Genomic DNA, 13,382 nt, shown 5'->3' on the forward strand with positions numbered 1-13,382 from the left:
TGCCACCGGCCGGGCAACGAATCGCACAGTCAGGAAAGACATGAGCACCACAGGGCGCCGCATCACCGCCGTAGCCACCGCCGCCACCGCGATATCGGCAGGTCTGCTGGCCCTGCCGTCCACCGCCAGCGCGGCGGCCCCGGTCGGCTCCTGCGGAAGCAGCTACGGCAAGGTCGGCTCGTACCCGGTCACCCGCTCCTGGGAAGGCACCGCGGGATACATCGACGTCTACTACTCGCGGTCCACTGGCAAGAACTGTGCCATCACCCGGCCCGTCTCCGCCCTGGCGGGCAAGGCCGGAAACATCTGGGTCTGTATCGAACGTTCGCCCTATGGCGGCAGGGCCTGCGACGGGTCGAGCGCGAACTACCGCTACTACGCGGGGCCCGTCTACGTCTCGGCCCGTGGTACCTGCATCAACGTCTCCGGCGGCCTCACCCGCACGCCCGGCGACAACCAGCCCTTCAACGGCGGCGCCCAGAAGGTTCACTGCGGCTGATCCGCCGCTCGTGTGCCCGCCGGGCGGGAGTGCCCGGCGGGAATCCCGGGCGCCCTGCGGGAACCGCCGGCCCGTGTGCCAGCCCGCCGGGCACACGAGTCGGCGCCCCCACCTCTCATCCCAGGCTGTACCCCGCCCTGGCCGCTGACGCCAGTGGGCGCCAGGTACCAGGGCGCCGGTCGGCGCAGCGCCATCCCAACCGCGATGAAGGGAACCTCATGAAGTTTCGCGCTCCCGCCCGCTTGGCCGCCTCGGCCATGCTCGCCCTGTCGGTGACCGCCGGCGTGGCGGTGACCACCGCCCCGGCCGCGCACGCCGTCGGCGAGAACAAGCAGTGCACCGTCAACTGGAGCAACGGGGCCGGCAAGGTGAAGAACAACGGCTGGAACCTGCGCACCGGTCCGAGTACGGGCTACACCTCCCGTGGCTACCTCTACAACGGTGACCGCCTCAGCATCCTGTGCAGCCGGGGGAGCTGGGACTACACCGAGTTCAGCGCCCGCTCCAAGTCCGGACTGCCGAAGGGGATCCGAGGCTGGGTCCGCAGCGACGGCCTGTACGGACTGGCCGGCTGACCCAAGGACGACAAGGCCCCGTCCCACCGCGGCACCCGACGGGCACCCGGCGAGCCGGGAGCCCGCCGTCAACTTGGGTGCCCCATGCAGGCCAGCCGGGCCGGGTCCGTCACGAGCGTCCAGCGATGGCCTGGCGGGCCGAAACGATCCCCTTCGGCCCGCCTGCCGACCCTCTCAGCGCACTGTCTGCCCGCCGGGCGGGAGGCAGAGGAGCCACTCGCCAGACCGCCTTGGCACCGGCCCCTCGTGCTGCTGGGATCGGTCCCGCACCACCCCGCTACACCGACAACCCACGAGGAGTCCTCATGAACCGCCCCCGTAAGTCCGTCCGTCCGGCCCTCTCCGCGCGTCCCGCATTCCTGGCCGAGCGCCCGCGTCTCGCGGAGCGCCCGTTCCGTCCGGAGTCGGAGCTCGCCGCCCGGCCGTAGCGGCCCCCTGGCCCCCCGGCCGACCCGATGCGCCCGCCCGGTGCCACGAGCCCGGGCGGGCGCACTCGCGTCCGCCCGCGGCGGACCACGCACGACGAGCCGGCCAGACGGGATCCCCGCACATCCGCAGCCCGCGTGCCGGGCCGTCGGCGACATAGAGCCCGCCACCTCTTGCTGCTCACTCCCTGACCCAGCCAGGCTCCACGGCACCGTCTGCCAAAGGAGCCGTGGCGTGCGACCTTCCCCCGACCTCGCAGCCAAGATCGAACGCGCCGAGGCGGCCGTCAACGCGTTCTCGCAGGCCCGGTCCCGCATGGAGGAGTTCGAGGCCGTGGCCCGAGCGGTACGCCGCTACCCCGGCCTCGACGAGGAGAGCCGCACCCGCCGTGGCGGAGTACGCCGCGACTATGCGGCCATCGTCCTGCGCGACCTGCTGACCGACCTGGCGCTGTGGGAGGACGTCCACGGGCACGGCGGCCAGGAGATGCTCCGCGAAGTGCGCGCCCGGTGGAACCGGCACCCCTACGGAGAACTCGACGGCCCGGCCCGGCACCTCGCCGCCGCGCTCGTGTCCTTTGCCGGCGAACACAACGCCTCTCTGCGTGATGCGGCTGACAGAGCTCTGGAGACCCACAACGAGGAATGGCTGGACGCGGAGTTCCACTGGCAACAGCACGCCGCCCCGCACCCAACCGGCCTGCGGTACTCCCTTCACCTCGCAGCCGGCCAGACAGCCGAGGACCTCTACCTCCCTACCGCGATGGCCGCGCTCGGCGCCCTCCTCGCCCACGACCGCCCCGGCCACCCCGCTCAGATCATCCAGCTGCTGAGCGATGGCAGCCACCGGCCGGTCGACCAGGCGGCGTTGTGGCAGGCCGTCCTGGAAGAGACCGGGACACCGGGGGAGTGGCGCCCTACCCGCGCCGCGCGGCTCGAGCAGGCCTACCTGACGTGGAAGGAGGCAGCACATCGCGCCGATCCGGCCTATCTCGAGCCGGTGCGCGAAGAGATGCGGCAAGAGAGCGCCCACTCACCAGTGATGCTCTTCAACCTCGTGGCGGCGCTCAAGACGAGAGACGAGTTCGAGTTTCAGCAGGAGGAGTACGACCGCTCGCCCACCCACGCCCTGGACGAGGCGCTACAGCGCTTCCTGGACCGGACGGGTCTGCCGTACGCACCCGATGCCGCGGAGACCGCCGCCGCACTCCTGGCCCGCCTTGCCCTGATCCTCGACACCCAGGGACTGCCCGGCCGTCTGCTCCTCCAGTTCCAGGACACCACCGCGCCCGCCTGGCCCGAGCAGACCGGGACGGCCGGACGGATGGCGGCGCTGCTGGAAGAGCGGATCCGCGGCACCGAGGTGCCCTTCGCATCCGTCCTCCAGCAGGCCCAGGTCACCTACGACACCCACTGGAGCACCGAACACGGCTACCGAGCCGAGCAGAGCCGCAGCGGTATCCGGGAGCCACGAAGCCCCGTGCGCTACCGGCTGTCCGGAGTCGCACTCACCTCGATCCCGGCCTATGGACAGTCCTGCCCCAACGCCGCCGTGGCGTGGATGGAATTTCTGCAGCACGACAGCCCGCAGCGCCCCGTGGAGATCACCGCCGACCTCGCCCACGGCCGCCAGGTTCCGGTCGAGCCGACCGCCCTTGCCCGGGACGCGCACGTTGAGCTCCACCATGATGACGCGTGGAACGAGTACGACTGGCCGATGTCCACCGACCGGGCAGCACGCGAGGACCAGGCCCGGGCTCTGTGGCTGCGGCGGCAACTCGCCACCACCTCCGCCCGGCCTGACCGGGCCGCCCTGCGGCGCGAGCGGATCGAGGCGGTCTTCGGTTCCGCCGACCAGGCGCTGGCCTTCCTCCGGGACCAGAGCGGGCATGCCACTCCCGCGGCATCGCTGCGCGAGGCGGCGGCGCTGCAGCGGGCGGAGGCGGCTCTGACTCGTCTGTTCGCCCGGGTGCCCGACGTGGGCAGAGCCGACCGGCTGCGCGACGCTGCCCTGGCGTTCATCGCCGAGTCGGCGGCACGGCGAGAGGACCTCATCGCCGGGCCGCCGCCTCCCAGCGCGACTCCCGCTGCCACGGAACAGATCAGCCGGACTCACCAGCACCAGCAGCCGGAAGGGCAGGGAACCGGGAGCGCCGCGCCGCGCCGGTAGCGGCACAGCCGCTCACAGTCCGGGAAACCACTGGAGGTCCAGAACGAGCCCGGATGCCGAGGCGGGCCCGCCTCGCCCGACTGCGACCCGGGCCACCCAACCGGCCACGAGCTCCCGGCGGGTGGACATCGGCATCTGGTGACGCCACTGATACAGGGCATGCTGCAGGGACACCGGGGCAGGCATGGCGGGCTCGCTGCCGCAGGCCACCAGAACCTCCTGCAGCCGTGCCAGCCCGGCCAGCGCCCCGTCCGTGTACACGTGAGGCAGGAGACGTTGCGCGACTTCCTCCTCCAAGACCGACGCGACCACCGGCGTAAAGCAGTCCCTGGGGCACCGGTAGACCGGACCCCACTCATAGACCATGGCCGACCAGCAGACCGCACAGTGGGCGATGCCCGTCAGGACGGCCTCCGACCACTGTGCGGAGTCCAGGTCCTGGCCGGGCAGCAGTAGGGGCTCGATATGGAGGGCGATCTGCCGCAGGTCCGGGCGCCGGGTCGGTACGGACACGAACAGGGAGACCATCTGATACGGCCCGCTGTCCATACGCCACACCAGGTCAAGGCCGTCTACGTCAGGGACCTCGGCCGCGCCGCGCGCCCGCAGGTCTGACCCGATCTCCTCATACAGGGACCGCAGATCCGGATCGGAGGGAGTCAGAGCGAGTGCCTCGCGCAGTACGGCCGCAAATGTCCCAGCGACATCGGCTGCGTTGACCAACCGACGGCGGGCCTCGGACGAGCACAGGATCCAGCGCAGCAGGCTCCAGCCCGGCTGCCCCAGCTCGGGCAGCAGTTTGGTCGCTTCCTGATTGGCCCCCACGATGCGCCAGGCATGGTCCACCACGATGGCTGGCACCGTGAACCCCTTCAGCGTGGCGGCGATGGCGGTGCCAAGAGGCCGTCCGCAGAAGTTCAGACCGGAGCGGCTGCGCGCCTCGGCGGGAATCTGCAGGGCGTCGACGGCCGCGGCGAATGCCTGGTTGCCGGGCCAGCCAGTCCCCGACTCGAGAGCCTCGTACTGTCGGGCGCTGATCCCTGCCGCCTGCGCGATGTCTCCGGCGGACCTGCCGGACCGGGTGCGATAGGTACGCAGGGTCTGTCCGACCGTCGCACTGAACATGACCTGTAGTCCTTCTCCCGGCGCTGCCCCCTGCCCGAGGCCTGATGGCGCACCACCATAAGCGCCCATGCCACGCTCAGTCACCAGGGGAGGGAGAATAGGGGTGTGCGCCAGGGCATGACCTCGTTTGGTCTGGACCGCTCCGCCCAGGCGAAGTGCTAATTCAACCTTAAAGTAACGTTTCGTCACCATCTGGTGGGGCTCCCGCCTCTCGGCCGAACAGGCGCCTCTGAGGCCCGACCGGAGCGGCTGGCAGGTCTCGGAGCCGCGCCCGGCTAGCGTGAGGTGGGATGCAACCCCGAGAGCCTCCCGCCGAGGCCCGCTAGCCCTTCGCGTAGGGGCGGGCCCGCATTGGCGGGACGCGTCACTCGGCGTCGGGGACGTCGGGGACGTCGAGCAGCCCGGCCTGAGCCAGCTTCCAACCCAACTGCAGCCGGCTGTTGCTGCCGCCGACCGCATCGCTCAGCTTGACGATGTGGTTGCGCACCGTTCGTTCGTTGAGGCCGAAGCGCTTGGCGATGATCGCGTCGGTATGGCCGTCGACCAGCAACTGAGCGATGGCCCGCTGGCGATCGGTGACCCCGTCGACGCTCGGCTCGGGCGGCGCGTACAACGGAGTCGCGGTGGACCACAACCGTTCGAAGACCCCGGCCAGGTAGTCGATGAGCGCCGGCTGGCGGACCTCGAGGGCGACTCGGCGGTCCTCCTGCGCCGGAATGATGGCCACGCTCCGGTCGAACAGCAGCAGCCGTTCGGGTAGCTCGTCCAGGATCCGCGCCTCGGCCATGCCCTCGAGAGCGGTGAAGTACTCCAACAAGCCACGGCCGTAGCGTGCGGAGGGCTGGTAGAGAGTGCGCATCTGCACCTTGCGCTCCGCCAGTTTGAGCGCGCGGGGGAGAGCGTCGGTCAGTGCGGACTCGGAGCGGATCCCGCCGGGTTGAATGGCCAACATCCGTTCCTGCACGTCGTCGGCAGCTTCGTCGACAGCGGCTCTGATTCGAGGTGCGCCCTCCAGGATCGTGAACGGGCCGCCCTGAACGGGCTCCGCCACATCCAGGCGCATCATCGGGTTCAGGAGGTCCGCCAGGCGGGCGCCGCGCTCGCGCTCGACCGCCACCCGGCGCTCCATCGTGTCCAGCAGCCGGGGCAGCACCACGGCGGCCTCCACGGCCAGGAAGATGTCCTGCCGGTCGGGAGCGGGGTGGAGCAGACCCAGATCGATCAGACACGGCGCCCGCTCGGCCTCGACTCGGGCGACGGATCCCCCTGACCGCAAAGCACGCTCGTAGATTTCGGCACCTTCTGCGCAGACATCCTCGTGCTCGGGGTGCTGATGCGGCGCTACGCCCCCTGTCACTTCTGCCCCTCTCACCTGGGTTGATCAGGCTGAATGCGGAATCCTACGGTCCGACAGGGCGTGGAATCGAACTGGTTTTCGGCCCCAGGGTGCAGTGAGCTTATTTGCGCACTGCACATCCGGACAGCTTGCGAAGAATCGCGATCCCGTGGGAGTCCTCAGGCCCAGCGGCGCCTGCGCGCACGAAAGTCTGGGCGGCTGTCCTCGGTCGGTCTTCAGTTGTTCTGGCGGAGGCCCCTTCGCCTCTAACTCCGCCTGGGGCGAGGAAATGCCCGCCCGGAGGTCCGTGCAGGAGGCGTCGAAGTCGAAGAGGAATCCCGCATAATCCTGCGGGTATACCGTATCGGTATAGGTCTCGACGAGGGGGAGAGGGTCGTGTCCGTCCAAGATCCGATGACAGCCGTTCCGGCCGCGTGGCTGCTGCAGCGGGCCCGCACAGAACCTTCAACGCAGACAGTGCTGGCCCGGTTCCTCGGTGTGACCCAGCCTTCGGTGCACCGCTACTTCACGGGAGAACGCGAACCCACCTTCGCCGATCTGCAGCGGTTGATCGCAGGCATGGGATGCAGGCTGGAGCTGCTGGTAAGGACAGAACCCCAGCCCGTCTTCCCCTTCCAGGAAGACCGCATCACCGCCCGCCAGCCCTACCGGGTCAAGGAACCCGTGCTGGCTCGTCTGTTGCCTCCCTCCCTGCAGCGTGAGCACGGTGGCTTCCCTGCCGACGTCCCCGACGGTCCCACTCCCGGCGAGGCGCTGGGATGGCTCTGCGAACTGCGCGCCCTGACCCGGCAGGCTGCTGGCCCCCGACGTCGGCTGGAGGCCCTGGGTGATCACCGCCTACACCCGCACGACGAGCGGCTCCTGCGTCGCCTCAAGCCGGTCGGATCCGGTGTCCGCCAGGCCGTCACGGCGCTCGCCTGCGCCATCGACCACGCGGCGCAGCGAGCGGGCCGTGAAGAACGTCGGCCGCGCCGCAGCCGCCGCGAGATCCCCGACCACCTGGGGCGACAGACCTGGGCACACGCCGTGGCCTGCGTCCTCGCCGAAGCGACCATCTGCGCTGGCCTCGCCCGCACCCTGCCCGCCGAGAACCGCTACCTCGCCGCAGAACTCGACGAACTCGCCCAGCACAGCACCGTCTTGTATCGACAGGCCGCGGCCACCGCCCCGTTCACAGCCTGGCGCGCCGAACTGGATGACCCGCACTACCTCGACTGGCTCGACGGAGGACTCCAGAGCTGACCCCCGGGAAGCTCATCCGGGAGAGCTCATCCCTGGGCGGGAAACAGCCTGATCAGTCTCTCGCGCTGGCGCGGTCCCAGCCCCCGGACCTTGCGTCGGGCTGGGATGTTCAGCTCGCTCATCAGCTGCTGCGCGCGCACCGTGCCGATCCCCGGCAGCGCGCGCAGCAGTTGCTGTACCGGTGTCTTGCAGACCACGTCGTCCGTGCGCTGTAGTACGGCGGCGAGCGTCACCTCACCGGACTTCAACGCGCCCAGCACGTCCGCCCGTTCGCGCCGTGCCCGCAGCGCCTTCTGCAGCGCCTCGGCACGTGCCTCGGGACTCAGTACAGGAAGCGGCATCGGCCTCACCCATCCCCTTCGTTGATCAATTCCGGCCATCATGCCTTGACGGGCAAGCCTGTGAACAGGGGATTTACGGCGCGGACAGCAGTTGGGCCGGGGAGATCAGGCCGAGTTGCCCTACGGCCCACTGCAGGGCCGGCCGCTCGGGGTCGGCGGCGATCCTGTCTGCCAGCGCTCCCGAGACGCTCTGCAGGCCGCTCAGGCAGAGATTAGCGATGTCTGAGGTGACCGCCTGCTCCCGGACGCGGTCCGCCGGACCGGACCAGACGTTGGGCTGCCCGGGGTGGCTGCGCGCCCAGCGTGCTGCGGACAGATGGAGATACCTGTCGCTGTCCCACCCGCTCAGCGCGGCCAAGTACAGATGGATCCTGCCCGCCGTGTCCGGGTCTGCTCGCTGGGAGAGACTGCGTGTGAAGCGGACCCTGGCTGCGCCAGGGCGGCCCGCGAGCAGCTGGGCGAGCGCGAATCCGTGGCTGACCTGAGGGTCGTAGGGGTTCTTGTCCTGGGCGGCCTCGTACAGGGCCAGAGCTTGCACCGGGCGGCCGGTGCGGGCCAGGAGCCAGGCCCAGTTGTGCAGGTGCACGGCGCTGCGGTCCAGATGTGCGGCCTCGGTCGCCGCCGCGATCGCCCCGATGTGGTCCCCTGTCTCCCACAGCGCGAGAGCGTGCAGATTGTGGGCGCGCCCGGAGGCAGGCCAGCGCTGCACGGTTTCCGCCGCGACCTGCAGTACTTCGGCGCCGCGCCCCAGATCATGCAGTGCGGCGGCGAGCGCTTCGTACCCGCTGAGCTGCTTAGGACCCAGGTCGAGGCAGCGCCGGGCGGCAGCCAGTCCGGCCCCCGCCGGGGCATCGGGGCCCGCGACGCGCCACAGCTCGGCCAGGTCTTCCTGGATCACCGCATTGTTCGGGTCCAGTCGGGCCGCTGCCTCCAGGGCCTCGCACGCGCCTGCGACATCGGCACGTCCCAACAAGATCCGCCCCAGTACGCCGGACATCCAGCCCTGGTCGGGCCCCAGGGCTACCGCTCGGCGTGCAGTTGCGATGGCATCGTCGAAGCAACGTAGCGACTCCAGGGCCTCGGCCAGTGCGGTGTGGGCGGCGGCGTTCATCGGGTCCAGAGTGGTGGCCCTGCGCAGTACGACGGCCGCTGCCGCCGGCCGGGCCAAGCACAGCAGTACTTCGCCCAGCAGTCGGTGGCGGTGGCTGAGGTGAGGGTCCTGCAGGCGACTGTGGGTGATCGCAGCGCGCAGTTGCTGCTCCGCGTCCGCATGGCGGCCCTCAGCCATGGCAGCGCTTGCCAGTTCGGTCCGTACCGTCGGATCGTCCGGATGCACGGTGAGCCCCCGGCGCAGCACATGCTCGGCCTGGGCGGCGTGGCCGCGGAGCACCAGGGAACGACCGAGGTCGACGTAGGGCTGCGAGGGCACACATCCATCGTGGCCGCCGGGCTCCCTCCACAGAGGCTGGTCCCACCACTCGGCAACTCCGAAGTAGTCGCCTGTCCACTGCATCTGGTAGCTCAGCTTCCGGTACAGGTGCTCGGCGCACTCCTGGTCCAGGGGAGCGAGCTCCAGCCAGGCGCGCAACACCGCCTCGTGCTCGGCCGCCCGCAGCGGATCCATCAGCCACCAGAGGAAGTGGCGGTGCTCATCTCGATCGACCTGCTCAGCGGCCGGCGCCGCCTCGGCCAGCTCGTCCTGACCCCGCAAGGCCTCACACAGGCAGCTGTGTTCCGGCTCTAGACGTTCTACCGCGCGGAGGGCTTCCAGACGCTCCTGCCCTTGTGCGAACAGCCCCAGCCGTACCTGGTAACGGGCCCTGTCCGGAGCCAGCTCGACGGCGGCACGCAACTGCTCCAGTCCAGCCTCACGGTCGCCCTGGTCGCACAGGAACGTGCCCCACAGGGCGAGCAGGTCGGCATCCTCAGAGGCCCAGAGCAGCGCATGTTCCAGTTCCTGGCGGGCCTGTTCGATGTATCCCTGCCGCCACAGGGCCAGCGCCAGTTCCTCCGGCGCGATTCCGGCATGGCGCAGGGCGCGGGTCTGCTCTCTGCACAGCGCCGCACGCTCCTCCTCGTCGAGGCCCTCGGAATCCGAAACGCCGCCAAGTCCGGGCATCTCGTGGTTGAGCAGGTCCCAATGGAGAAGGTCGTTGAGGGCCCATGCCAGTTGCTGCCACGCCAGCCACGGCTCCGGGGACTGGCGGACGCGCGTACGCAGACGGGCCACACGCTGCAGCCCTTCTTCGGTGGAGCGGACGGGCCCCATGCGGACGTGGTCGCTCATCGCACCTGTCCACGCCTCCAGGTCCCGCTCGTCGAACCGCTCGCGTCGCATGCTGGGCCCTCCTGCTGATCCGGGTAGAACCCTCACGTTCGCGGACCGCGCCCCCGAGCGACGAGCCGATCCCGGGGGATAGACGGGCAAGTGCACGCTCTCCCGCCTGACGGGCATCCCATGTCCCAGGCCGCTCCTGGAGAGGGAAGGCGACCGAGAATTGCGCCGGCGACATGCCCCCGCCGACCCGCAGCCACGTGGCCCGCGAGACGGGCCGGGGAAGGCGATTGCCTCCCGCCCGACGGGAGGCAACTCGCCGCGGTGTCCGCTGGATAGGAAGCAGGGATCTCGCCGACGGCGGCCGCACTAGCTTCGCGCCTGACCACCGCCAGGCCGCCCGCCGCACTGATCCAGGCGGCTGCCGATTCAAGGAGCTTCCTGCACATGCGCCTTCGCCCCGCCCGCGTCCTCTCGCGTCCGGCGTCCATCGCGGTCGCGGCCACTGTCTGCGGCACCCTCGTCTGGGCTCCGGCGGCGTCGGCCGCACCGCAGGCTGATCGTTTCGGCCCCGGCTATGCCATTTCCGACAGTGACGGCAACGCCGCGACCAGCCACATCGGCGCGTACGGGCCGCCGGGGATGCGAGTCCAAGGCGACTGGGAAACCTACTGCGCTGACCCGGAGAAGAAGGGGCCGGACGCGGCCGGTGGCTACGGCTCGCCCGCGGTCACCAGCCACTGGACGTCCTCAGTGACCGGCAAGCAGGTACCCGACGCCCAGGTCGCGTACGCCAGCTACGTGATCGGCCGGTACGGGCAGACCCAGAACGCGGCTCAGGCCGCGGCCGTGGACGCTGTCGTGTACGACATGCTGGCGGGTGGCACGTACGGCATCGACGGAGCACGCGGCAAGCAGCGCCTGGCCTATCCGAACGTCTCCAGCAGCTCACGCACGCTGGCCCTCGACTACATCGCCGAGGCTAAGAAGTACGCCGGTCCCTACACCCTGACTCTCGCCCCGAAGACGAAGCAGACTTCGGCCGGGCAGAAGGTCGAGGTCGGCGTTGCGGTCACCGCCACCCTCTCCGGCGCGAAGGTGCCCGGGGTCAAGGTCAAGTTCACCGAGGCAGGGGAGAAGGGCGAGAGCGGCCAGGTCGTCACCGGGGCGGACGGCACGGCCCGCTGGAGCTTCACCGCCGAGACCGAGGGCACGGCCGGTGTCGAGGCGAGTGCCGACCAGCTGCCCGGCTCCCTGAAGGTCCTCACCCCCCGCGACCCCAAGGCCCAGCGGATGCTGCTGGCCGGCGACACCACCACCAAGGCCGCCGCCACGGTGGAAGTCACGGCCCCGCCCGGCGGTGTCCAGATCCGCAAGAAGGATCCCGAGGGCACCAAGATGGCTGGCGTCGCCTTCGAACTCCTCGACGCCGACGGCAAGACGGCCGCCCGCGGCACCACCGACCACGAGGGCATCCTCGCCTTCGACAACCTGCCCGCGGGCACCTACCTGCTGCGCGAGACCAACAGCAACAGCCCGCTGCACGCCCTGGTGCCCGACCAGAAGATCATCATCACCGAAGGCAAGACGGCGGCCGCCAACCCGATCGTCGTCATCGACCCGTTCAAGCCCGCCGACCTCACCCTCAAGAAGATCGACAAGAACAGCGGCAAAACCCTCCCCGGCGCGGTCATCAACATCACCGCCGACACCGTGGGCACGGACGGCCGACACGCCCCCGGCAAGAAGATCACGACCCTGACCACCGGAGCGGACGGCACCGCCACGGCGAAGCTGGACGTCCTGCTCAAGGCGGGCACCGCCTACTGGGCCACCGAGGTGAAGGCCCCCGCCGGCTACGAACTCAACGCCAAGCCGCAGCAGTTCACTGCCAAGCCCGCCGCCCGGGTCGAGATCACCGTCGCAGACACCAAGACCCCCACCACGCCACCGTCCACGTCGCCGTCCACGCCGCCCGCCACCCCGGAGCGGCCCCAGCCCCCCGCCGCGCAGCCGCCCGCCCCCTCGGGACAGCTGGCCCACACCGGCGGCGGCAACATCACCTGGGCCCTGGGCGCCGGAGCTGTCCTCCTGGCCGGCGGCGGCGCGACGATCTGGGCCGCCCGGCGCCGCAAGCGCCCCGACACCCCGCCTCCTGAGCCCGCCCACCCGACCCCGGTACCCGGCCGCCGCCACTGACGAACAGGAGCAGCATGCAGCAGCACCGCTTGGACCCCGCCCCGCCAGCACCGATCCGTCGACAGCGGGAGGCAGAGGTCTTCGGCAACCGGTTCGGCCGCCTGTTCAACGACGAGGTCGTCTTCCCCAACGGATCGCAGGGCCGCTACCTGCGATGGCAGTGGAAGCAGCAAGGTGTGGTCGTTGTCCCCGTCGGCCCGGGCGGACTGGCCCTGGTCCCTACGTACCGTTACCCCATCGGGGCCCCTCCCTGGAGTTTCCACGCGGCGGCTGCGAGCCCGGGGAAGACCCCCGTGAGGCCGCGGCGCGGGAACTGGAGGAGGAAACAGCGCGCTGAGGAGCACGACCGCAGCATGCTCCTAGGAGTCCAAGAAGCCCTCGAAGCCCATCTCCAGCAGCGGGCGACCGGCCAAGACGGAGAGTAGTCCTGCCGTGCCGTACGTGCCTGAAGACCCATCGGATACTTGTCAGGCACGTACGAAAACGGCTACATGCCTGACTTGCCTGCTGCTTCCCAGGCACCCGAGATAACCTGCGCCGCCGGGGATTGAGCGCTCTGCGGCAGGGCATGTCCAGCGACCTCGCCCCCTTCTTCTCGAAGATCCAAAGCGCCGAGCGGGCGGCCGAGCGCGTGCTGAGCCCGCGCATCATCATGCCCACCCGGCGCGGACCGGGACTGCCCACCGGGTGGGGCAAGACGAGCGTGGCCGACCTCGCGGCAGCGCGGCTCACGACGCTCGGCAACCGCGCCGGCGGGAAGCCGGGCAGGCGCGGCAGGAGCCTGCTGAGCTGGCGCCGCAGGCAACCACACCCCGGCCCGGCCTGACCGCGATCGAGGGACACATTCTGCTTGTGTCCCTCGGCTGCCCCTCCAGACGAGGATATTATGCCCTGTTTTGTAGCTATTTAAGGCTAAGGAGAGGGACACACAGGGACGGATTTCTCGGTACTGCGTACGAAACCCGCCCTGCGCGCGATCAGCGGACGGTTGGTGCCTGCGACGAGGCGGGGGGAAGGGCCGCCCGCTGGGCGGCATCGAGCCCTTGGTCCGCCCGCGCGGGCGGCAGCGGCGACGGGCCGGACTGCGCCAGGGCGGAGCCGGCTCGCAGATCGTGCGCCCGAGACGTCGCCTGGCCCCGGGTGGCCTCGGCCGCGGCCTGGAGAAGGAAGGCCG

General features: G+C 70.4%; 13 protein-coding genes. 8 read left to right on the forward strand and 5 right to left on the reverse strand.

Annotation, left to right across the window (positions count from 1 at the left end):
* The first annotated feature begins 40 nt into the window (after positions 1 to 40).
* From VN520_RS25180 to VN520_RS25195, 4 genes are all read left to right on the forward strand, one after another.
* Positions 41 to 499, forward strand: a complete 459-nt coding sequence (locus tag VN520_RS25180) for a hypothetical protein (RefSeq protein WP_325749221.1) — start codon at positions 41 to 43, stop codon at positions 497 to 499.
* A gap of 218 nt (positions 500 to 717) precedes the next feature.
* Entirely contained in the window at positions 718 to 1,074 is a 357-nt protein-coding gene (locus tag VN520_RS25185; protein ID WP_325749222.1) for an SH3 domain-containing protein, read from the forward strand.
* 305 nt (positions 1,075 to 1,379) lie between these two features.
* A complete protein-coding gene (locus VN520_RS25190; protein WP_325749223.1) occupies positions 1,380 to 1,502 on the forward strand; it encodes a hypothetical protein in 123 nt (40 codons plus the stop codon).
* A gap of 232 nt (positions 1,503 to 1,734) precedes the next feature.
* Complete coding sequence (locus VN520_RS25195) at positions 1,735 to 3,669, forward strand: hypothetical protein (protein ID WP_325749224.1); 1,935 nt, start codon at positions 1,735 to 1,737, stop codon at positions 3,667 to 3,669.
* Positions 3,670 to 3,681: 12 nt separating this feature from the next.
* Here the strand turns inward: VN520_RS25195 and VN520_RS25200 are convergent, their stop codons facing one another.
* Both VN520_RS25200 and VN520_RS25205 read right to left on the reverse strand, forming a co-directional pair.
* The gene (locus VN520_RS25200; RefSeq protein ID WP_325749225.1) at positions 3,682 to 4,794 is read right to left on the reverse strand and encodes a helix-turn-helix domain-containing protein; all 1,113 of its coding nucleotides are present in this window, start codon (positions 4,792 to 4,794) and stop codon (positions 3,682 to 3,684) included.
* Between the two features lie 364 nt (positions 4,795 to 5,158).
* A complete protein-coding gene (locus VN520_RS25205; RefSeq protein WP_325749226.1) occupies positions 5,159 to 6,070 on the reverse strand; it encodes a helix-turn-helix transcriptional regulator in 912 nt (303 codons plus the stop codon).
* Positions 6,071 to 6,526: 456 nt separating this feature from the next.
* Here VN520_RS25205 and VN520_RS25210 point away from each other — a divergent pair, with 456 nt between their 5' ends.
* On the forward strand, positions 6,527 to 7,393 hold the full coding sequence (locus VN520_RS25210) for a helix-turn-helix transcriptional regulator (RefSeq protein ID WP_325749227.1): 867 nt from the start codon (positions 6,527 to 6,529) through the stop codon (positions 7,391 to 7,393).
* 26 nt (positions 7,394 to 7,419) lie between these two features.
* Here VN520_RS25210 and mihF read toward each other — a convergent pair whose 3' ends face one another.
* Positions 7,420 to 7,734: an integration host factor, actinobacterial type gene (gene mihF / locus VN520_RS25215; protein ID WP_325749228.1), complete on the reverse strand. Its 315-nt coding sequence runs from the start codon at positions 7,732 to 7,734 to the stop codon at positions 7,420 to 7,422.
* Between the two features lie 73 nt (positions 7,735 to 7,807).
* Entirely contained in the window at positions 7,808 to 10,072 is a 2,265-nt protein-coding gene (locus VN520_RS25220) for a tetratricopeptide repeat protein (RefSeq protein WP_325749229.1), read from the reverse strand.
* Positions 10,073 to 10,456: 384 nt separating this feature from the next.
* Here VN520_RS25220 and VN520_RS25225 point away from each other — a divergent pair, with 384 nt between their 5' ends.
* From VN520_RS25225 to VN520_RS25235, 3 genes are all read left to right on the forward strand, one after another.
* Positions 10,457 to 12,208, forward strand: coding sequence for a SpaA isopeptide-forming pilin-related protein (locus VN520_RS25225; protein WP_325749230.1), 1,752 nt, complete (start codon positions 10,457 to 10,459; stop codon positions 12,206 to 12,208).
* Positions 12,209 to 12,362: 154 nt separating this feature from the next.
* Positions 12,363 to 12,545: an NUDIX domain-containing protein gene (locus VN520_RS25230; RefSeq protein WP_325749231.1), complete on the forward strand. Its 183-nt coding sequence runs from the start codon at positions 12,363 to 12,365 to the stop codon at positions 12,543 to 12,545.
* Positions 12,546 to 12,776: 231 nt separating this feature from the next.
* Positions 12,777 to 13,034, forward strand: a complete 258-nt coding sequence (locus tag VN520_RS25235) for a hypothetical protein (protein ID WP_325749232.1) — start codon at positions 12,777 to 12,779, stop codon at positions 13,032 to 13,034.
* Between the two features lie 151 nt (positions 13,035 to 13,185).
* Here the strand turns inward: VN520_RS25235 and VN520_RS25240 are convergent.
* Positions 13,186 to 13,382, reverse strand: a 197-nt coding sequence (locus VN520_RS25240; RefSeq protein ID WP_414719947.1) for a hypothetical protein, incomplete at its 5' end; no start/stop codon positions are given.

Source organism: Streptomyces sp. (assembly GCF_035563135.1).
Lineage (GTDB): Bacteria > Actinomycetota > Actinomycetes > Streptomycetales > Streptomycetaceae > Streptomyces.